18 protein-coding genes are annotated in these 19,217 nt (G+C 69.8%); 6 read left to right on the top strand and 12 right to left on the bottom strand.

Features of this window, described 5'->3' with window-relative positions; translation table 11 throughout:
• Window positions 1-170: 170 nt before the first annotated feature.
• Both G6R20_RS10455 and G6R20_RS10450 read right to left on the bottom strand, forming a co-directional pair.
• Window positions 171-2,669, bottom strand: a complete 2,499-nt coding sequence (locus G6R20_RS10455) for a glycoside hydrolase family 65 protein (protein WP_163376344.1) — start codon at window positions 2,667-2,669, stop codon at window positions 171-173.
• Window positions 2,666-3,400 (bottom strand): beta-phosphoglucomutase family hydrolase, encoded by a 735-nt coding sequence (locus G6R20_RS10450; protein ID WP_163376343.1) that lies wholly within the window; start codon window positions 3,398-3,400, stop codon window positions 2,666-2,668. The genes G6R20_RS10455 and G6R20_RS10450 overlap by 4 nt, the downstream gene beginning before the upstream one ends.
• Window positions 3,401-3,656: 256 nt before the next feature.
• Here G6R20_RS10450 and G6R20_RS10445 point away from each other — a divergent pair, with 256 nt between their 5' ends.
• Window positions 3,657-4,439 (top strand): hypothetical protein, encoded by a 783-nt coding sequence (locus tag G6R20_RS10445; RefSeq protein WP_067719249.1) that lies wholly within the window; start codon window positions 3,657-3,659, stop codon window positions 4,437-4,439.
• Between the two features lie 80 nt (window positions 4,440-4,519).
• On the opposite strand, the gene lpdA is transcribed toward G6R20_RS10445, so the two are convergent.
• On the bottom strand, window positions 4,520-5,911 hold the full coding sequence (gene lpdA / locus G6R20_RS10440; RefSeq protein ID WP_069389979.1) for a dihydrolipoyl dehydrogenase: 1,392 nt from the start codon (window positions 5,909-5,911) through the stop codon (window positions 4,520-4,522).
• A gap of 123 nt (window positions 5,912-6,034) precedes the next feature.
• The gene (locus G6R20_RS18520) at window positions 6,035-6,190 is read right to left on the bottom strand and encodes a hypothetical protein (RefSeq protein ID WP_167492369.1); all 156 of its coding nucleotides are present in this window, start codon (window positions 6,188-6,190) and stop codon (window positions 6,035-6,037) included.
• A gap of 171 nt (window positions 6,191-6,361) precedes the next feature.
• On the opposite strand from G6R20_RS18520, the gene G6R20_RS10435 reads away from it, so the two are divergent.
• A complete protein-coding gene (locus G6R20_RS10435; protein WP_082924090.1) occupies window positions 6,362-8,560 on the top strand; it encodes a prolyl oligopeptidase family serine peptidase in 2,199 nt (732 codons plus the stop codon).
• On the opposite strand, the gene G6R20_RS10430 is transcribed toward G6R20_RS10435, so the two are convergent.
• The 7 genes from G6R20_RS10430 to groL form a co-directional block, all read right to left on the bottom strand.
• The gene (locus tag G6R20_RS10430) at window positions 8,520-9,422 is read right to left on the bottom strand and encodes an alpha/beta fold hydrolase (protein ID WP_067719255.1); all 903 of its coding nucleotides are present in this window, start codon (window positions 9,420-9,422) and stop codon (window positions 8,520-8,522) included. The two genes, G6R20_RS10435 and G6R20_RS10430, sit on opposite strands and share 41 nt — an antisense overlap.
• 133 nt (window positions 9,423-9,555) lie before the next feature.
• Window positions 9,556-10,677: an alpha/beta hydrolase family protein gene (locus G6R20_RS10425; RefSeq protein WP_067719258.1), complete on the bottom strand. Its 1,122-nt coding sequence runs from the start codon at window positions 10,675-10,677 to the stop codon at window positions 9,556-9,558.
• Between the two features lie 368 nt (window positions 10,678-11,045).
• Complete coding sequence (locus G6R20_RS18515; protein WP_205475814.1) at window positions 11,046-11,207, bottom strand: hypothetical protein; 162 nt, start codon at window positions 11,205-11,207, stop codon at window positions 11,046-11,048.
• Window positions 11,208-11,329: 122 nt separating this feature from the next.
• Window positions 11,330-11,485, bottom strand: a complete 156-nt coding sequence (locus G6R20_RS18510) for a hypothetical protein (RefSeq protein WP_205475813.1) — start codon at window positions 11,483-11,485, stop codon at window positions 11,330-11,332.
• A 408-nt stretch (window positions 11,486-11,893) separates the two neighbouring features.
• Window positions 11,894-12,049 carry a hypothetical protein gene (locus tag G6R20_RS18505; RefSeq protein ID WP_167507209.1) on the bottom strand — a complete coding sequence of 52 codons (156 nt, stop codon included), beginning with the start codon at window positions 12,047-12,049 and terminating at the stop codon, window positions 11,894-11,896.
• A 48-nt stretch (window positions 12,050-12,097) separates the two neighbouring features.
• Window positions 12,098-12,241, bottom strand: coding sequence for a hypothetical protein (locus G6R20_RS18500; RefSeq protein WP_167457909.1), 144 nt, complete (start codon window positions 12,239-12,241; stop codon window positions 12,098-12,100).
• Window positions 12,242-12,485: 244 nt separating this feature from the next.
• Window positions 12,486-14,108 carry a chaperonin GroEL gene (groL, locus tag G6R20_RS10420; protein ID WP_120286075.1) on the bottom strand — a complete coding sequence of 541 codons (1,623 nt, stop codon included), beginning with the start codon at window positions 14,106-14,108 and terminating at the stop codon, window positions 12,486-12,488.
• 285 nt (window positions 14,109-14,393) lie between these two features.
• Between groL and G6R20_RS10415 the strand changes: the two genes are divergently transcribed.
• Window positions 14,394-14,870 (top strand): SRPBCC family protein, encoded by a 477-nt coding sequence (locus tag G6R20_RS10415; protein ID WP_163376342.1) that lies wholly within the window; start codon window positions 14,394-14,396, stop codon window positions 14,868-14,870.
• 7 nt (window positions 14,871-14,877) lie between these two features.
• The gene (locus G6R20_RS10410) at window positions 14,878-15,597 is read left to right on the top strand and encodes a hypothetical protein (protein ID WP_096906760.1); all 720 of its coding nucleotides are present in this window, start codon (window positions 14,878-14,880) and stop codon (window positions 15,595-15,597) included.
• A gap of 25 nt (window positions 15,598-15,622) precedes the next feature.
• Here G6R20_RS10410 and G6R20_RS10405 read toward each other — a convergent pair whose 3' ends face one another.
• Window positions 15,623-16,372 (bottom strand): hypothetical protein, encoded by a 750-nt coding sequence (locus G6R20_RS10405; protein WP_240341389.1) that lies wholly within the window; start codon window positions 16,370-16,372, stop codon window positions 15,623-15,625.
• Window positions 16,373-16,452: 80 nt separating this feature from the next.
• Here G6R20_RS10405 and G6R20_RS10400 point away from each other — a divergent pair, with 80 nt between their 5' ends.
• Both G6R20_RS10400 and G6R20_RS10395 read left to right on the top strand, forming a co-directional pair.
• Window positions 16,453-17,889, top strand: a complete 1,437-nt coding sequence (locus G6R20_RS10400; protein WP_096906759.1) for a M20/M25/M40 family metallo-hydrolase — start codon at window positions 16,453-16,455, stop codon at window positions 17,887-17,889.
• A 103-nt stretch (window positions 17,890-17,992) separates the two neighbouring features.
• The gene (locus G6R20_RS10395; protein WP_067719275.1) at window positions 17,993-19,180 is read left to right on the top strand and encodes an alpha/beta hydrolase family protein; all 1,188 of its coding nucleotides are present in this window, start codon (window positions 17,993-17,995) and stop codon (window positions 19,178-19,180) included.
• Window positions 19,181-19,217 lie beyond the last annotated feature (37 nt).

Below are 19,217 nucleotides of genomic sequence, written 5' to 3'. Positions count from 1 at the left end.
GGCGGTGTGCTGCGAGAAAGGTCCACTCAAGCAGCACACCCCGGACGGATCCGGGCAATCGGCCAGCACAAGCCGACGAAGCAGGATCAGTCGGGGCGGGTGTGCTGGGGCTTCGCCCACCTATCGCCAGCCCAACCCCGACCCCGACCCCGCCGGAGTCGGGGCGCCGCTCAGCCGGCGTCGACGCAGGGCAGGCAGACGCGAGCCCGGGCATCGAGCTCCATCGACATCGTCCGCCCCGCCGGTACGGTCACCGGCTGGCCCTGGACCGAGCACGCGAAATCGGCGCCGTTGAGGTTCTCGATGGTGATCTCCGTGTGCGTGCACCGCACCCGCACGTGCGTACCCCGCACCGTCAACCGGAAGGTCAGTCCCGTCCACTCCGCGGGCACCCGCGGGTCGAACGAGATCTCACCCCGGTAGTCGCGCATCCCGCCGAACCCGCTGACGAGGGCCGACCACACCCCGCCGGTGGAGGCCACGTGGATGCCGTCGGCGGCGTTGCCGTGCACGTCGGCCAGATCCACCACGAGCGCCTTGGAGAAGTGCTCGAAGGCCTCGTCACAGTAGCCGATCTCGGCGGCGATGATCGACTGGACCACGGCCGACAACGTCGAGTCGCCGGTGGTCAACGGGTCGTAGTACTCGAAGTTCGCCCGCTTCTCCTCCTCGGTGAACTCGTCTCCGCGCAGGAACATCGCCAGCACCACGTCCGCCTGCTTGAGGACCTGGTGCCGGTAGATCACCAGCGGGTGGAAGTGCAGGAGCAGCGGGCGGCGGGGATCCTCGAGGTCCTGGTCCCACACCTCCTTCGCGAGGAAGTCCTGGTCCTGAGGATGGACCTTCAGATCCTCGTCGAACGCGATCACCATGTTCTCGGCGGCACGCCGCCACTCGCTGGTCTCGTCGTCGCGCAGCTTGAGCCGCCGGCAGACGGCCTCCCACTGGCCGTCACCCAACGCCGCGATCCGCTTGCAGGCGATCGCGGCGGCCACGAGGTTGAACCGGGCCATGGCGTTGGTGAACAGGTTGTTGTCCACGACGGTCGTGTACTCGTCCGGCCCGGTCACGCCGTGGATGTGGAACATGCCGTCGCCGTCGAAGAAACCGAGCGAGACCCACATCCGCGCGGTCTCGACCAGCACGTCCACGCCCTCGCGGATCATGAAGTCCTGGTCCTCGGTGGCCCACATGTACTTGACCATGGCGTGCGCGATGTCGGCGTTGATGTGGTACTGGGCGGTGCCGGCCTCGTAGTAGGCCGACGCCTCCTCACCGTTGATGGTCCGCCACGGGTAGAGGGCGCCGTTCACGGAGAGGTATTTGGCCCGGTTCCGCGCCTTGTCGAGCATGTTGTAACGGAAGCGCAGGGCGTTACGCGCGAACCGCGGCATGGTGTACGTCAGGAACGGCAGGACGTACGTCTCGGTGTCCCAGAAGTAGTGGCCGGAGTAGCCACTACCGGTGACGCCCTTGGCGGCGATGCCGTTGTACTCGGCCCGTGCCGAGGCCTGGGCCAGCTGGAAGAGGTTGAACCGGATGGCCTGCTGCGTCTCCGCGGGGCCCTCCACCTCGACGTCGGCACGATCCCAGAAGTGGTCGTACCAGTCCCGCTGGGTGCGGTGCAGGTCCTCGACCCCGCGCACGCGGGCCCGTCCCAGGGTGCGCGAGCACCGGTCCGCCAGCTCGCTCGCGGGAACCACCTCGGAGGTGTGGTACGCGGCCAGTTTGGTCAGCTTGAGTACCCGTCCCGGCGTGACGTGGGCGTGGTAGACGATCTTCGAGGAGTCGTCGTCGATCTCGTGGCTCATGGCCACGTCGTCCTCGGTCTCGAGCAGGTGGTCCACGGCGACGGCGATCGTCATGCCCGAGTTGGTGCACCGGTACCCGTGCACGTGGTACCCGCCCTGGTCCTCGGTGACCTGGGGCTCGAGCACCCGGTGCTCGAGTCCCTCGGCGCGGCGGGGGTCGAAGCCCTCTGCCGGGGCGCCGTCGTCCGCGGCGGAGCTGTATTCGTCCTCGCCGTCCTGCCGATTGAGGACCTGCGAGGAGATCACCACGGGGGCGGGCTCGTCCGGGAGCTCGATCTCGTACGTCATCACCGCGAGGTGCTTCTCCACCATCGACACCATCCGGCTGGTGCGGATGACGACCTTCTTCCCGGCGGGGGTGCGCCACACGATCTCCCGAAGCAGCACCCCGTCCCGGAAGTCGATGCTGCGCTCGTAGTGTTCGAGGTCGGCCACGGATAGCCGGAGCGGTTCGTCGTCGACGTAGATGCGGATGGTCTTGGTGTCGGGGGCCTGGATCATCGTCTGGCCCTCGCGGGCGAGCCCGTAGGCGTCCTCGGCGTGCTGGATGTGCCACGTCTCGTGGAAGCCGTTGACGAAGGTGCCGTGCTGGGCGGAGTCGCGCCCCTCCTCCGGATTGCCGCGCATGCCCAGGTAGCCGTTCGCCACCGCGAACTGCGTCTCGGACACCCCGAGCGGCGACGCGTTCGGACGGGTCTCGACCCAACGCCACGGGTCGGCGGGGTGGGTGGAGCGGTTGATCTCGGGGACCTCGAGGTGGCTCCGGAGGTTCACGCCGTAGGTGGTGCGGATGTTGCCGGGCACGGACTCGCCGACGGTGTCGTGGACCGGTCCTCGGGAGAAGGGGATACGGGTCACCGGTTCGCCTCCGTCAGTCCGGGGATGAGCTCGGCCAGGTCGACGACGACGAGGTCGGCGCCCTCCGCGAGCAGGGTCTCACGCCCGGCTCCGCGGTCCACACCGACCACGCGCGCGAACCCGCCGGCGGCGCCGGCCTGCACGCCGGAGACGGCGTCCTCGATCACCACGCAGCGGTCCGCGGGTACACCGAGCAGCTCGGCGCCCCGCAGGTACGTGTCGGGGCGGGGCTTGCCGGGGATCCCCTCGGCGGCGGCGACGAGGCCGTCGACGATCACCTCGAACCGGTCCCGCAGCCCGGCCGCGGTGAGCACGGCCTCGGCGTTCTTGGAACTGGAGACCACGCAGGAGGCGATGCCGGCGGCGTCGAGGGCGTCGAGGTAGGCCACCGACCCGGGGTAGGCCTCGATGCCCTCGTCGAGCAGCTCACGGAAGATCACGTTCTTGCGCAGACCGAGCCCGTGGATCGTGTCCGCGTCGGGACCGGCCTCGTCGTCGTCGTCGCCCTCGGGCAGGGTGAGGCCCCGCGCGGCGAGCATCGACGCGATGCCCTCGACCCGCGGCTTGCCGTCTATGTAGCGGAAGTAGTCCTCATCCGAGTACGGGTCGATCCCCTGGGCGTCGAAGTAGGTGGTGAACATCCGATTCCACGCCTGCATGTGCTTCTCGGCCGTCGGGGTGATGACCCCGTCGAGGTCGAAGAGCACGGCGTCCACACCGTCATGGTCCATAGCGTTGTCCTATTTCCGGGTCGGTTTGACGGGTCGGGGTGTTCGTCCGGGTGCCGATCGAGCTCGTCCGGCGACGGACCAAGGCTAGTCCCACCCGGCGATTTCCACTGCTTCCCCCCGCCCGGGCGCCGCCCCCGACTTCGGGCCCCCGGGGCGGTCGGCGTCGATCACCGGGCGGCGGCGCGCGCGGCCTTGATGCACAGAACCGACGGGCCCGGTGGCACTATGAGGGGTAACCGAATGACAAAGGAGAGAGATGCGCCTCCGCACCAGCACCCCCCGCCGCGTCGCGATCGCCGGTCTCGCGCTGGCCACCGCGGCTGCTCTCACGGCCTGTTCGTCGGACGAGGAGAACCCCCGGGGCGGCGAGCCCGCGAGCGAGACCCAGACCTCGGAGACCGCGGCGCAGTCCGCCCCGCAGGCGCCCGTGGAGGAACTCGTCCTGGCGGAGGGCGAGGCGCCCGGTGGTGGCGTCGTCCAGGTCGTCGACCGTCAGCTGCTGCAGGAGGCGGTGGACAAGCTCGTCGCCGACCAGGGCCGCCAGCTCATGGAGGACCCGGCGTGCGACAAGGTCTCGCGCCTGGAGACCGTCTCCAACCACGCCACCACCGATGGGGTGACCGCCGCCGTCCGCTACAAGCAGTCGGAGGAGGACGAGACCGAGCACCGCTTCGGCATCGGCATGGTGGGCGAGCGGCTCGACGAGTTCATGGACCGCTCCCTCTACGAGGCGTGCACCACCTCGCGCAGCGCCGCCAACCCGAACGTCGAGCTGAAGATGACGGTCGCCGACGCCCCAGCCATCGACGGCACCGAGGGCTTCCGGGTCACCAGCGACTTCATCACGACGCAGCCGGACGGCACGCGCGCACTGAGCCGGGCCATCGCCATCCACGGCTTCGCCCGCGACACCACCGTGAGTGTCGAGTACGCGGCCCGCGGTGACGACCCGGCGGCGGACCCCGTCCTGCCGACCGCGGCCGGCGCCCTGGACGCGATCTACGTCGCGCAGATGGAGAAGATCCTCAACGCCGAGTAGTCGCCCGGCACACCGCGGCGGGCCCCCGTCGGGTGGCCCCCCGACGCCGGCGGACCCGGTGCCGGGCCCGCCGCAGGCTGTCAGAGGTTGATCATGTGGCCGCCGACGCCCTCGACGGCCTCCTTCATGGCCTCGGACAGGGTCGGGTGCGTGTGCACGTTGCGGGCGATGTCCTCGGCGGTGAGGTCCCACATCTGCGCCAGGGTCAGCTCGGGCAGCAGTTCGGAGACGTCGGGGCCGATGAGGTGGGCGCCCAGCAGCTCGCCGTGCGTGCCATCGGCGACGACCTTGACGAACCCGGTCGCGTGACCGAGCCCGTGGGCCTTGCCGTTGGCCGAGAACGGGAACTTGCCGACCTTGACGTCGTAGCCCTCGTCCTTCGCCTGGGCCTCGGTCAGCCCGAACGAGGCGACCTGCGGCTGGCAGAAGGTGGCGCGCGGCATCATGCGGTAGTCGCCCAGCGTCTGGGTCTCGGCGCCGGCCATGGTCTCGGCCGCCACCACGCCCTGGGCCTCGGCGACGTGCGCCAGCTGCAGCTTGGCGGTGACGTCGCCGAGCGCGTAGATGCCGTCGACGTTGGTCCGCATGTTGTCGTCGATGTCGATCGCGCCGCGGTCGGTCAGCTCGACGCCGGTGTTCTCCAGCCCGTAGCCCTCGACCCGCGGGGCGAACCCGACGGCCATGAGCACCTTGTCGACGGTGACGATCCGGGTGTCCTCACCGTCCTTGGACTCGATCTCCACCTCGACCGAATCGCCGTTGTCGCTGATCGAGGTGGTCTTGTGGCCGGTGAGGAGCGTGATGCCGAGCTTCTTGTAGTGCTTGGCGATCTCCTTGGAGACCTCCTCGTCCTCGTTCGGCAGCAGCCGATCCATGAACTCGACGATCGTGACGTCGACGCCGTAGGCGTTCATCACGTACGCGAACTCCATGCCGATCGCCCCCGCGCCGACGACGACGATCGAGTCGGGCAGGTCGCGCGTGAGGATCTGTTCCTCGTAGCCCACCACGTTCTCGCTGAACTCGATCCCGGAAAGCGTCTTGACCACGGAACCGGTCGCGATGATGCAGTTGTCGAAGGTGTACTCCGTGCCGTCGACCTCGATCGTCTTGGCGTCGGTGAACTTCCCGAAGCCGTCGATCTCCGTGATCTTGTTCTTCTTCATGAGGAAGTGGACGCCCTTGACGATGCTGTCCGAGACCTTACGGCTGCGGTCGAACGCGGCGCCGAAGTCGAAGCTCACGTCCCCGGAGATACCGAACAGCTTGCCGTCGCGCTGGACGGTGTTGGCCAGCTCCGCGTTGCGCAGGAGGGCCTTGGAGGGGATACATCCGACGTTGAGGCATACGCCGCCCCAGTACTTCTCCTCGACGACGGCCACCTTGAGGCCGAGCTGCGAGGCGCGGATGGCGGCGACGTAGCCACCGGGGCCCGCGCCGAGGACGATGAGATCGTAATGAGTGTCAGCCACGCCACTCAGGGTAGCGCTCCCGGCGGCACCGGAACGGCGGAGCTGGCCGGAACTGCACCCGAAATGACCGACGCCGCCCCCTCCATGTGGAGAAGGCGGCGCGACCGCTCGCGTGAGCGAGGATCAGGACAGGTTGCCCAGGACCGACTTGAGGGCGGTGGCGACCAGCTCGCCGATGGTCTCGGCGATCGTGTCGGTGATGTTGCCGGTGGCGTTGCCGCCGCTGAGGGAGCCGGACTCGCCGGAACCGGCGCTGAGGAGGTCGGTGATGGAACCCATTGTGTGTATCTCCGTTCATTGAAATGCACTCCCGCGTTGATCGGGAATGGCCGGGTCAGTCGGCCCGCGGCTACGGAAGATGCTACTGACCTCACGAACGCGTAACAAGAGCCTGTGAACATCCGAGGTGGGTTTCGATCTGTTCGCTTGATCACGTGCATCATCGAGGGCATGACCGGCACCACGATCTTCGACCCGTTCCTCCACCTCGAGGCCGTCGACTCCCCCGAGGCGCTCGGATGGGTGCGTGAGCGCAGCGACCGGACGGTCGCAGATCTCGCCACCGGCGATCATGCCGAAGCCGCGCATTCCCGCGCCCTGGAGATCCTCGACGCCACCGACCGGATCGCGTGGCCGGTCCTGCGCGGCCGGTACGCCTACACGCTGTGGAAGGACTGTGACCACCCCCGCGGGCTGTGGCGCCGGGTGCCGTGGACCGTGCTGGCCGACGGGGCGCCGGGGGTCGACCACCCGGCCTGGGAGACGCTCGTGGACGTCGGGGCCCTCGCCGACGAGGAGGGCGTCAACTGGGTGTACTCCGGCACGGTCGTGCGTCGTCCCGTCGACGACCGGGCGCTCCTGCGGTTGTCCCGCGGGGGCGCGGACGCCGTGGAGGTCCGGGAGTTCGATCTGACCGAGCGCCGCTTCGTCACCGCCGGGGAGGGGGCGTTCCACCTGCCCGAGGCCAAGTGCTCGGTGTCCTGGGTGGACCGCGACACCGTGCTCCTCACCGCGCCGCTGGACCCGGGCGGCTCCGACGCCACCGACTCGGGGTACGCGCGTGTGGTGCGGCTCTGGCGTCGCGGGACCGATCCCGCCCAGGCCCCGGTGATCTTCGAGGGCCGCACCGACGACGTCGCGGTGGGCGCCTCGCACGACCCCGTCACCGGGCGGTTCCTGGCCAGCCGGGCGCCCGACTTCCACACCTCGCAGGAGGTGTTCTGGACCCCGGGCACCGACCCCGCCTCCACCACCCCACTCGCGGTGCCCGTGCCCGAGGACTGTGACGTCACCTCGTGCGGCGACTGGCTCATGCTGCGCCCCCGCACCGATCTGGAGATCGCCGGCCGCTCCCACCCCGGTGGGTCGGTGCTCGTGGTGCCGTGGGCCGCCGTCGACGCCGAGCCGGGTCGGCTGCCGGAGCCCGTCGTGCTGTTCTCCCCCACCCCGTCCACGACCGTGGAGGACGTCACCTGGGGCCGCGGCCGGATCCTGCTCACCGTCCTCGACGACACCGAGTCGCGGATCGACGCGTTCTCCCTCCCCGACACCGCCGACGGCGAGTGGTCCCCGTTGCCCGTCGAGGGCCTGCCGGAGCACGTCTCGGTCGACGTGCTGTCCTGCGACCGGCTCTCCGGGATGGACGACGACCCGGTATCAGGAGCCGCACCCAGCTCAACCGCACCCAGCTCAACCGCACCCACCCAGGCGGGCGAGCGCCCACACCCCGACGACGCGGTGCTCGCGGTCTCCGGGCCGGTCGTCCCGCCGTCGCTGGTCCTGCTCCGGGCGGACGGCAGCACCACCACCCTCGGCTCGACGCCCCACCGGTTCGACTCCTCCGGGATCGAGGTCACCCGTCACACCACCGTGAGTGACGACGGCACCGAGGTGCCCTACACGGTCATGCGCGGGCCGGGCCCCGCCGGACCACGCCCGACCATCCTCTACGGCTACGGCGGGTTCGAGGTGTCCATGCGCCCCGCCTACGCCGCCCTGCGCGGCGCGCTCTGGCTCGAGGAGGGCGGGGTGTACGTCGTGGCGGGGATCCGCGGCGGCGGTGAGTACGGGCCGTCGTGGCACCGCGCCGCCGTACGGGAGAAGCGTCCCCGGGCGTTCGAGGACTTCGCGTCCGTGGCCCGCGCCCTCGTCGAGGAGGGCGTGACGACCCGCGATCAGCTCGGGGCGACCGGCGGGTCCAACGGCGGCCTGCTCATGGGCGTCATGCTCACCCGCTATCCGGAGCTCTTCGGTGCCCTCGCGATCGCCGTGCCCCTGCTGGACATGAAGCGCTACCACCTGCTCCTGGCCGGAGCGTCGTGGATGGCCGAGTACGGGGACCCGGACACCGCCGACTGGGACGACTTCCTGGGTGCCTACTCCCCCTACCAGCACATCCGGCCCGCCTCGGAGGTCCGCTACCCGCCGGTCCTCATGACCACCTCGACCCGGGACGATCGCGTCCATCCGGGCCACGCCCGCAAGATGACCGCCGCCCTGGAGGACGCGGGACACGAGGTCCAGTACTACGAGAACATCGAGGGCGGGCACGCCGGCGCCGCCGACAACTCCCAGGAGGCCCGGAAGGCGGTCCTCACGTACGAGTTCTTCAGGCGTCGACTACCTCGTCGTCGTCCCCACCAGGGGTGACGGCACCCAGCTCGCGGTCGATCCACGACAGCACCCGGGCGACCACCTCGGCGGGGCGGCGGGCCCACGCGTTGTGGCCCAGCGCCTCCGGCTCCAGCTCCAGCGTCGTCCGCGCCGAGGGAAGCATGGCCAAGAGGTTCCGCGCCGCGCCGGCCGGGGCCAGAGGGTCGTCGGCGATCGCCACCGCCAGCGCCGGCACGGTGACGCGCGCGAGGCCCGCCGGGTAGTCGAGGTCCGCCCGTGCCGGCTGCATGACGCCGCGTCCGGCGAGCCTGGACCAGTCGCGGACGCGGTCGGCCGGGATCCTCCCCTGTGCGCCGAAGAACTGGCCCGGCACGTGCCCGGACAGCCAGGCCAGCGTCGGGAGGATGACCGACGCGGCGCGCAGCTTGTGCCCGAAGGAGCCCGGGAACCCCCGGTGGAACGGCGACTGGGCGGCCACGGCGACCAGGCCCACGACCCGCGGGTCGTGGCGGGCGAGGTGGTAGACGCCGATCTGCGCGCCCATACTGTGGCCGAGCAGCACGACGGGCCGGGTGCCGAGACGCTGCTCCATCGCGTCCAACGCGAGCGGGACGTCCTCGGCGGCGCTCTCGTGGTAGCCGGCCGGGCCGCTGCGACGCCCGATGCGGTAGGTGCTCTCACCCTGACCGCGGAGCTCGGTGATCGCGACGTCGACGCCCTCGGCCGCCAACACGCGGGCGAGGGGGAGGTAGTACCGAGCGCCGACGGCGATGCCCGGCAGCACCAGGACCGCCGGCCGGGTCTCGTCCCGCCGAGCCGTCTCGACGATCAGCAACGGACTCGTGCTGCCGTCCGAGTGCTGCAGCTCCACCCGCTGCGGGTCCTCCATTGTGGTCATCTGTACAGGATGCCGGACTACGCTCCGGTCTGCGCGGTCACCCCCGGGTACGACGAACCCCGCACCACCGGTCGTCGGTGGTGCGGGGTTCGTGGCGCCCCGGGCGGTGTGTACGACGCCCTGCCCTACAGGATCAGATCGCGCCGTAACGAGCGCCCATGGCCTCGGCCATCATCGGCCAGGACTGCTTGAGGTCATCCTCCCAGTAGCCCCACGAGTGCGTGCCGTTGGGCGCGAAGTCGAAGTGGGCCGGGATGCCGAGCTCGCCGAAACGGCGGGCGAGGTTGGCCGTGCAGTACTGGGTGGCCGCCTCGATGACGCCGCCGACGATCGCCTGGTTGGCCAGCGCCGGGATGCTGTTGCGCAGACGCCAGTTCTCGAGCGACTCGTGCGGCCCGGGCAGGCCGTTGCCGGTCGAGATGAACATCGCGGGGAGCTGGTTGTTCTTCATCTGCTCCTGGAAGCGGAAGGCACCCCAGACCGGGTCGTTGTCGAACCAGTTGTTGGTTCCCGTGCGGGGCTCGCCCGGGAAGGGGCCCCACATGTTGTCGAGGTTCGCACCGCCGCGCATGCCGGTGACGATGTTGATGAACTCATGACCGATCGGGGTGGACGTCTCGGCACAACCCGAGTACGAGCCGATTGCCTGGAACCTGCCAGGGTGCTTCTGTGCGATGGTCAGGACCGAAGTGGCGGTCATGGAGATCGCCGCGAGTCCACGCTTTCGACCCTCGTAGTTGCCGCCGTAGCGGCCCTCGAAGAGGTTCGGGAGCTCCTCGGCGAGGTAGGTCTCGAACGCCATCGGGCGATTCGTCTCGCGGGCGAAGCGGGTCTGGACGTTGGGATCGTGACGCTGCCAGTCCGTGTAGTAGGAGAAGGCGCCGCCGATCGGGGTGACGGTCCACGCGTCCTTGTCGGACATGAACTTCTTGACGTCGGACTGCGCCTGCCAGGTGGCCGAGTCCTCGCCGCCGCCGGCGCCGTTGATCAGGTACAGCACCGGGGCCCCGGCGTTGCCGTCACGCGGCGGCTGGACGATGTTGGGGACCTCGATCGCCATCTTGTCCGACCACACCGAGACGATCTTGCGGCCGTCGGGCAGCTCGGTCTCGACGACCTTGTTCGCGGCCGTGGCCTTGGTGTACTGGATGCTTCCGCCCTGGGCCTGGGCCGTGCCCGTGGCGACGACGGGGACCATGGCCGCAGCGAGGGCCGCTGTCGCGACCTTCGTGCCGAACCGCTTCACTGAACGCATATTTCGACGCCTTACATTCTCGTTGTTCACAGACGGACCCGGGCATTCCTGCGGGAACGCTAACCCGATTCCCAGTAGTCACACAAGTCCCACCAGACACAGTAGTACCATAGTTGCGTCCGCAGGTCGTGCGTATTGCATCCGCGGGGCACGCTCCGAGGCTCCCACAGTCAGGTGAACGGAGGGAAACCACGGAGCCGGCCGGTGCGGCTCACGTCAACATTATCGACGGTAACCGGCGCCCCGTTACCGGTATGAACAAACTTATATTCGCCGATCTCCCACGGGGCAAGTACCGGCGACCGGCAGGGGTGCGAGGAAGGGCCCCGGACGCCAGTCCGGGGCCCTTCCGCTAGTCGGTGGACGACTCAGGCCATGAAGCCCTTACCCAGAGCCTCCTGGAGGTCGCCACCGGCGAAGTAGCCGATGCCCTTGACCAGGTTGTTGACAGCGCCGATAAACGTGCCGCCGAGGTCGAGAAGGCCGCCCTCGCCGGCGACCGGAGCGAGCGAACCGAGGTCGATACCCATACTGTTCTCCTAAGAGGATGACCCGGAAGAGGAACCGGGATGCGGTGTCAAGACTGGAGGTGGTTGCTTTTGGCCGCAACCGAGGCACTTGCTGCGATCAGTGCCGCAGTGAAGCTTGTGACTCAGGCCGCCTCGGTGCCGCCACCAAGGCTCGCGAAAGCGGCCTCGAACGCATCGAGCGTGCCGTCGCCGTTCACCGATCCGAAGATGCCGACAGCACCATCGATGAGGTTCTTGACCGCGGAGAGCGCGGCGCTGATCGCGCTGAAGTCAGGCATGTGTTTCTCCCTTTGCTGTGATGTCGCCCCGACTCGTGGGGCCCTCGGTAAGGTTAACCTAAGTCGCGCTGATGTCAATCGTGACGCGCGTCTCAGGTTCGCCTCTTGACGCTGGCCAGGCACCTACTCTGGGCCCGTGTCCTAGGCTACTGTAGCCCACCAAGGCTTAAGAAGACTCATTAATCGAGCACCTTGCAGGGAATTTCTTTCATACGTCACCCGGAGGACGTCTGCCGTTGGCGAACGCCGTTCCGGCGTCAACCCCTGTTCACCCTCGAGGGCACCGCGGGCGCGGTTCTCACCCCGTCGCGCGCCCCTCCGGCGACGTCGAAGCGGCCCGCGCGAAGGAGAGTCGCGCGGGCCGCATCGGAACCGTCAGGGGCAGCGCCGCCCCGGACGGGGCTCGTGTCACTGCAGGAAGCCTCCTGTCAGCGCCTCCTGGAAGTCACCTCCGGTGAAGTACGCAAGGCCGGAGAACATGTCTCCGAACGCGCCGAGGAAGTCGTTGAGAAAGCCCAGTGCGCCACTGACGCCGGCAAGGGATCCGAACTCGGGGAAAGTCATCGTCTGCTCCTGGAGGTGTTCTGGTGTGTCGTGGGCGGGTCGTGACGGCTATTCGGCGCTGATGCTCGTGATCGCACCGATGAAGTCGTTGACCCCACCCTCGCCACCCAGGGACCCGGTGAAGAAGACGACGGCGCCGAGGATGTCGGTGATTCCGCCGAAGAGGTCGGACAGTTGACCGAAGTTAGGCATGGAGGTCTCCGTTCTCAGTGTGTACCGGCGCCCTCCGGGGCGCCTGACACAGACATTAGGGCGGCCGTTCAGCAGCCACCAGAGACGAAACCGTTCCTTAACCGCAGGTCACAGACGTTTTACGCGGAACGACCCACGTGACGATCCTGTTACGCGACCCAATGCCCCAGGAGAGCCCGATAAGAGCCGTGGCCCGCACCGGATCTCCGGTGCGGGCCACGGCCGCGTGCTGGGATGGGCTACATCAGAAGCCCATGCCGCCCATCTCGTCGCCACCCGGCATGGCGGGCGCGGCGGGCTCGGGCTTGTCGGCCACGACGGCCTCGGTGGTGAGGAACAGCGCGGCGATCGACGCGGCGTTCTGCAGCGCCGAGCGGGTCACCTTGACCGGGTCGTTGATGCCGGCCTTGAGCAGGTCCTCGTAACCGCCGGTGGCGGCGTTCAGGCCCTCGGCGCCCGGCAGGTTGCGGACCTTCTCGGCCACGACGCCCGGCTCGAGGCCGGCGTTGTGGGCGATCTGCTTGAGCGGGGCGCTGAGCGCGAACTTGACGATGTTCGCGCCGGTGGCCTCCTCGCCCTCGAGGGACAGACCATCGATGGCGACCTCGGACTTGACCAGGGCGACGCCGCCGCCGGCGACGATGCCCTCCTCGACGGCCGCCTTGGCGTTGCGCACGGCGTCCTCGATGCGGTGCTTGCGCTCCTTGAGCTCGACCTCGGTGGCCGCGCCCGCCTTGATGACGGCGACGCCGCCGGCGAGCTTGGCGAGGCGCTCCTGGAGCTTCTCGCGGTCGTAGTCGGAGTCCGAGTTCTCGATCTCGGCGCGGATCTGGTTGACCCGGCCCTCGATCTGACCCTGGTCTCCGGCACCCTCGACGATGGTGGTCTCGTCCTTGGTCACGACGACCTTGCGGGCCTTGCCGAGCATGGAGATGTCGGCGGTCTCGAGCGAGAGGCCGACCTCCTCGGAGATGACCTGGCCACCGGTGAGGATGGCGATGTCCTGCAGCATGGCCTTGCGGCGGTCACCGAAGCCCGGGGCCTTAACGGCGACGGACTTGAAGGTGCCGCGGATCTTGTTCACAACCAGGGTCGACAGGGCCTCGCCCTCGACGTCCTCGGCGATGATGAGCAGCGACTTGTTCTCGCCGATGACCTTCTCCAGCAGCGGGAGCAGGTCCTTGACGGTGGAGACCTTGCCGGAGACCAGCAGGACGTACGGATCCTCCATGACCGCCTCCTGGCGCTCCGGATCCGTCTGGAAGTACTGCGAGATGTAGCCCTTGTCGAAGCGCATGCCCTCGGTGAGCTCGAGATCCAGACCGAAGGTCTGGGACTCCTCGACCGTGATCACGCCCTCCTTGCCGACCTTGTCCATGGCCTGGGCGATGAGCTCGCCGATGGCCGGGTCGCCGGCGGAGATCCCCGCGGTGGCGGCGATCTGCTCCTTGGTCTCGATCTCCGTGGCGGAGTCGATCAGGTGCTTGGTGACGGCCTCGACGGCCTTCTCGATGCCGCGCTTGATGCCCATGGGGTTGGCACCGGCGGCGACGTTGCGCAGGCCCTCGCGCACGAGCGCCTGGGCGAGAACGGTGGCGGTGGTGGTTCCGTCGCCGGCGACGTCGTCGGTCTTCTTGGCGACCTCCTTGACCAGCTCGGCGCCGATCTTCTCGTACGGCTCCTCGAGCTCGATCTCCTTGGCGATGGAGACGCCGTCGTTGGTGATCGTGGGGGCGCCCCACTTCTTCTCCAGCACGACGTTGCGGCCCTTGGGGCCGAGCGTGACCTTGACGGCGTCGGCGAGCTGGTTGAGACCGCTCTCCAGGCCGCGCCGGGCCTCTTCGTCGAACGCGATCATCTTTGCCATGGGGTGAATCATCCTCCGGGTATGGGGTGACACGCGTGTGGTCAGCGTCGGTGCCCGCGACGGACGGTGCGGACCGTGTCGGATCCGCGCCTCACCTTGCGACCTCGGTTCTCAGATCTTGCTGGCACTCAGGGTAACCGAGTGCCAATCGCTTTTCTAGCACTCGCCCCCGACGAGTGCAAAGGCCCGGACGACTGATTCGCGCTCGGCGAACGACCCTCATGTCGTCCGGTCCTGCCCTACCATCGAGACGCCGTCCCACCCGTTCGCCCGAAAGGCTCGTCAATGCCCACCGAACCCGCCGCAGCAGGCGCCATCGAGAGCTCCATCGAGATCGACGCCCCGCCGGCCCGGGTCTGGGAGGTCATCTCCGAGGTCCGCAACGCCACCCAGTGGAGCAGCCAGGCCTGGAAGATCTTCCCCCTCGGCGGTCGCACCGCCAAGGGCACGTGGGCACTGAACATCAACAAGCGTGGGCCGCTCCTGTGGCCCACGACCAGCCGTGTGGTGGAGTTCGAGCCCGGCCGCCGGTTCGCGAACCGCATCACCGAGAACACCACCGTCTGGGTCTTCGACCTCGAGCCGACCCCCGCCGGCGGCACGCTCCTCACCGAGCGCAGGGAGGTCCCGGACGGGCTGACCTTCATCTCCCGATTCCTCACCGACAAGGTGTTCGGAGGACAGAAGTCGTTCACCAGCGAGCTGGACCGGGGCGTGTCCACCTCCCTGCAGCGGATCAAGGCGCTCGCCGAGCGGAGCTGAGGCCGGGATGGCCCGGGCCGCCGCGGCCCTCATCGCGGGCTCGCTCGTCGCGTCGCTCTCCGGCTGCGCCCTGTGGTCGGGCGACGGCGACGACGTCGACGCCCCTGCCCGCGAGCAGCCCGGGCCCACCCTGGCCGCCGGCCCCCCGCCGGCGGACTGGCAGGACGTCCGCAGCCCCACCGGGCTCGTGTACTCGGTTCCGCCGGGGTGGGAGGTCGGGGACCCGTCCGGGGTCGACGACGACGCCGGCGACCCCGGATCGGACTGGGGATCGGGCTACGTCACCACCGCCAACGCCATCGCCGACCGTGGCTACTGCCGGCTCGGGGGCCTGAGCTTCCGGACCCTGGTCGGCATCAGCGCGACGGCACTGCCGGGCGAGGCGCGTGAACAAGCCGAATCGGCGTCCCGGGCCATGGCGGACTCGATCGACCGACGGTTCACCCAGGCCGGTGCCGACGTCCCCGTCCCCGATGCCCGCAGGATCGGGGTCTCGGGGGTGCCCGCCTGGTACGTCTCGCTGCGCGGCGAGGTGCGTCCCCCGCGCAACGACTGCACCCCGCCGACCATCCGCTTCGACACCATCGCGGTGTCCACGCGGGGCCCGGACGGCGCGCCGGCCTCACTGGTGTTCGTGCTCATGTCCGATGAGGGCGAGGCCGGCGTGCAGCCCACGGAGACGATCGACGCCGTGGTGGCGTCCCTGCGCTACGACATCTCGGTGTGACGCCACCCGGGCGCGGCCACCCGGTTCAGGCCGCGGTGGCGGAGTCTCGTCCGCCCGTCGCGGGATCGCCCCCGGCGGACGGTGCGATCACCTCGTCCGTCCGCGCGTCACGCGGCAAAAACTCCGCCCACCCCTGGTCGCAGCGGGCCCACGCCCAGCCGGCGTCCGCCGCGGCGTCGGCCGCGTCGACCGGGACGGTCCGTCGGCACACGGGGACGTCCGGCCCGTCCTTCGCCTGGATGAGCAGGCAGTCGCCAGACCGCTCGAAGCGGAAGCAGCGTTCGCCGTCGACCTCCAGCTCCAACCGGTCGCCGTCGATCAGGAGCTTGCCGATCAGCTGGCCCAGGAGTTCACGGGTGACCCACGGCAGCGTGCCGCGGGGTCGACCGCGCACCGCGTGGTCGGCGATCCCCGCGCCCACCATGGTGGGCCGACGGTGGACGTCGACATCAATGCGCTCGCGCGGGTCGGCCACCAGTCCCAGCTCGGGCGAGGTCACGCGGAGCTGGCGCGGGGCGGCGTACCGCATGACGGCGTTGACCACGAGTGGGCGGGTGATCACCTCGGGCCGGATGACCACGCCCACGCCGTCGATCTCCGGGCGCGAGCACAGAGCGCCGGTCTCGCCGATCGCCTCGGCCTCCGGGAACCGCTCCGACAGCTCGTCGCACAGCGCCTCGAGGTCCGCCCGCACGCGTGCGGGCAACTCGTCGACGGAGGTGAGCTCGCGGAGCTCCTTCTCAGCAGGGGTGACGACGATCACAAAGCTACTCATGTGCACACCATACTTCATGCTGCGTTCACTTTCCGTTCATGTCGCCGAGTCGTGTCGGAGCGGGCAACTACTCTGTGCGCATGGCCGACTCCCCCGCGTTCGCTGACCCCCACGCCGATCTCGCCCCGCTCGCGGCCGCGGTCGCCGCCCAACTCGACCGGGCCCGCTCCGATCTCGCCGATCTCGTCGCCCTACCGTCGGTGCACGATGCCGAGCCGGAGGCCGGCGCACAGGCCAGCGACCTCGTCCGCGGCCTGCTCACGGACCTGCCGATCCCGGGCCTGGGCCCGGACTCGGTCGAGGTGATCGAGACGTCCGACGGGTCGCGCGCGGTGTTCGCCCACCGCCCGGCCGCACCCGGCCGCCCCACCGTGCTGCTCTACAGCCACTACGACGTCCAGCCCTCCGGGGACCCGGGCGAGTGGACGTCCTCGCCGTGGGAACTGACCGAGCGCGACGGCCGGTGGTACGGCCGCGGTGCCGCGGACTGCAAGGGAAACCTCGTCGTGCACCTCGCCGCCCTGCGCGCCCTCGCCGCCCTGGGTGACGACGACGAGGTCGGCGACCCCGGGGCGGACCCGCTGGACGGCCTGGGGATCCGACTCGTCGTGGAGGGCTCCGAGGAGACCGGCGGAGGGGGCCTGGACGATCTCGTGGCGTCGCGGCCAGACTTGGTGGCGGCGGAGGCGATCCTCATCGCCGATTCCGGGAACGTCTCGGTCGGCACCCCCACGCTCACGACCAGCCTCCGGGGGATCGCCAACCTCGTCGTCGTCGTCGACACCCTGGAGGCCGGGGTCCACTCCGGACAGTTCGGGGGCGCGGCGCCCGACGCGCTCGCCGCCCTCATCTCCATCCTCGCCTCGCTGCGCGACCCCGCCACCGGCGCCACGACCGTCGACGGCCTGGACTTCACCGGCGAGTGGGACGGGCAGGCCTACCCCGAAGAGGCGTTCCGCGCCGACGCCGGGATCCTCGACGGGGTGGAGGTCTCCACGGCGGCCCCGCTCGCGGACCTGGTGTGGTCACGGCCCGCGGTGACCGTGCTGGGGATCGACTGCCCGCCGGTCGAGGGGGCGATCGCCGCCGTCCAACCCCGAGCCCGCGCCCTGATCAACCTGCGCGTTCCACCCGGGATCGACCCGGTCGAGGCGCAGCGGCTACTCACCGCGCACATCGAGCGGCGCAGGCCGTGGAACGCCCGGGTGACGGTGGAACCCGAGGCCGTCGGCCACCCGTTCCGCTCGGTGCCGGCGGGCGGCTCGGACCCGGTCCACGACCTGCTCTCGCAGTGCCTGGTGCAGGCCTACGGTGCGGAGGAGGTCGCCGTGGTCGGCTCCGGCGGATCGATCCCGCTGTGCACCGCGCTGCAGCGGGCGCATCCCGACGCGAGCATCGCACTGTTCGGCGTCGAGGATCCCGCGGCCGCTATCCACTCCCCCGACGAGAGCGTCGACCCGCGGGAGATCGAGCGCATCGCACTGGCGGAGGCGGCGTTCCTGCAGCGCTACCGCTGAGCCCCCCGGCCCGGAGAACCGGTAACGGTGTGATGCCCGTGGGCCGATACTGTCACCAGAGGCGGCGCGACCAGGTCTCGGCTGCCCGGAAGAAGGAGCCGCCATGCCCGTGCCCGCACTCGCCCACCGCGTCACCCGCGCAGGCCGCGCCCTCCTCGCGACCGCTGTCGCCGCCGCGCTGACGGTGGGGCTGCTCCCCGCCCCCGCGCAGGCGCAGGGGCTACCGGGGTCGATCAGCCCGGAGCAGATCGCCAACGGTGCTCTCGGCACCATCTCGCCGGAGAGCCTCAGCCAGCTCCTCTACTTCGGCAACCTGCCAGGCTCGTCCGGGTCATCGATGATGGGCATCGCCAACCGACTCGGATTCTCCCCCAACATGTTCGCCGGACCCCCGCCGCCGGCGCCCCAACCCAACCCGAACATCACCGAGACCCGTGTCGTGCGCAAGGACGTCGACGGCCGCTACGAGCGGTGGCTCATCGACTCGGCCGACATGAAGCGCGGGATCACCGTCGAGGTCTACCGCGCGCCCGACGGTAATCAGAACGCGCCGTTCCTGTACCTCCTCGACGGCGTCGGTTCCGAACTCCCCAGCGGCTTCATGCAGTGGGGCGCGGCAGAGCAGTTCGCGGACGAGAACGTCAACCTCGTCATCCCGACCGGTGGCCAGGGTTCGATGTGGGCGGACTGGAACGAGCCCGACCCGGTGCTGGGCATCAGCAAGTGGGAGGCGTTCATCACCCGCGACCTGCCCGCCCTGGTCGAGCCCGAGGTCAGCACCAGCCGCAGCCGCGCGATCGGCGGCATCTCGATGGGCGCCGGCGCGGCCGTGACCATCGCCACCCGCCACCCCGATCTCTACCGGGCCGTCTTCGGCGTCTCGGGCTGCTACTCCACCGGCACGCTCGGTCAGATCCTCACCCGCTACACCGTGGAGAGCCGCGGCGCGACCCTGACCAACATGTGGGGCGAGCCGGGCACCGCGCAGTGGGCGGCCCACGACGCGCTGATCAACGCGGAGGAGCTGCGCGGAAAGGCGATCTACCTCTCGTCCGGCACGGGCGTGGCCAACCCGGGCGACTGGGAGGACTACAACAACGACGCCGCCAACTTCATCGCCGGCATGGCGCTCGAACAGGCCACCGGGCAGTGCACGCGCGCGGCGGACCGTCGCCTGCGGGACCTGGGCATCCCGGCGACGATCGACCACCTGCCCACCGGGCTGCACAACTGGTCCTACTACTCGCGTCAGATCCCCGTCGCCTGGAACGCCATCCGCGGCGCGCTGTAACCCCACCGGGGACCCAGAGGAGCCGGCGCTCGCCGCG

Source organism: Dietzia sp. Alg238-R159 (assembly GCF_900537145.1).
Lineage (GTDB): Bacteria > Actinomycetota > Actinomycetes > Mycobacteriales > Mycobacteriaceae > Dietzia > Dietzia kunjamensis.
The sequence above is the reverse complement of the archived record's forward strand: the minus strand, read 5'-3'. Positions and strand labels throughout refer to the sequence as shown.

What these genes read in the sequence shown, in the direction of transcription:
- G6R20_RS10450 (WP_163376343.1), bottom strand. Translation starts at nt 3,400, where the DNA reads ATGGACCATGACGGTGTGGACGCCGTGCTCTTCGACCTCGACGGGGTC.
- G6R20_RS10445 (WP_067719249.1), top strand. Translation starts at nt 3,657, where the DNA reads ATGCGCCTCCGCACCAGCACCCCCCGCCGCGTCGCGATCGCCGGTCTC.
- G6R20_RS18520 (WP_167492369.1), bottom strand. Translation starts at nt 6,190, where the DNA reads ATGGGTTCCATCACCGACCTCCTCAGCGCCGGTTCCGGCGAGTCCGGC.
- G6R20_RS10435 (WP_082924090.1), top strand. Translation starts at nt 6,362, where the DNA reads ATGACCGGCACCACGATCTTCGACCCGTTCCTCCACCTCGAGGCCGTC.
- G6R20_RS10430 (WP_067719255.1), bottom strand. Translation starts at nt 9,422, where the DNA reads ATGACCACAATGGAGGACCCGCAGCGGGTGGAGCTGCAGCACTCGGAC.
- G6R20_RS10425 (WP_067719258.1), bottom strand. Translation starts at nt 10,677, where the DNA reads ATGCGTTCAGTGAAGCGGTTCGGCACGAAGGTCGCGACAGCGGCCCTC.
- G6R20_RS18515 (WP_205475814.1), bottom strand. Translation starts at nt 11,207, where the DNA reads ATGGGTATCGACCTCGGTTCGCTCGCTCCGGTCGCCGGCGAGGGCGGC.
- G6R20_RS18510 (WP_205475813.1), bottom strand. Translation starts at nt 11,485, where the DNA reads ATGCCTGACTTCAGCGCGATCAGCGCCGCGCTCTCCGCGGTCAAGAAC.
- G6R20_RS18505 (WP_167507209.1), bottom strand. Translation starts at nt 12,049, where the DNA reads ATGACTTTCCCCGAGTTCGGATCCCTTGCCGGCGTCAGTGGCGCACTG.
- G6R20_RS18500 (WP_167457909.1), bottom strand. Translation starts at nt 12,241, where the DNA reads ATGCCTAACTTCGGTCAACTGTCCGACCTCTTCGGCGGAATCACCGAC.
- groL (WP_120286075.1), bottom strand. Translation starts at nt 14,108, where the DNA reads ATGGCAAAGATGATCGCGTTCGACGAAGAGGCCCGGCGCGGCCTGGAG.
- G6R20_RS10415 (WP_163376342.1), top strand. Translation starts at nt 14,394, where the DNA reads ATGCCCACCGAACCCGCCGCAGCAGGCGCCATCGAGAGCTCCATCGAG.
- G6R20_RS10410 (WP_096906760.1), top strand. Translation starts at nt 14,878, where the DNA reads ATGGCCCGGGCCGCCGCGGCCCTCATCGCGGGCTCGCTCGTCGCGTCG.
- G6R20_RS10405 (WP_240341389.1), bottom strand. Translation starts at nt 16,372, where the DNA reads ATGAGTAGCTTTGTGATCGTCGTCACCCCTGCTGAGAAGGAGCTCCGC.
- G6R20_RS10400 (WP_096906759.1), top strand. Translation starts at nt 16,453, where the DNA reads ATGGCCGACTCCCCCGCGTTCGCTGACCCCCACGCCGATCTCGCCCCG.
- G6R20_RS10395 (WP_067719275.1), top strand. Translation starts at nt 17,993, where the DNA reads ATGCCCGTGCCCGCACTCGCCCACCGCGTCACCCGCGCAGGCCGCGCC.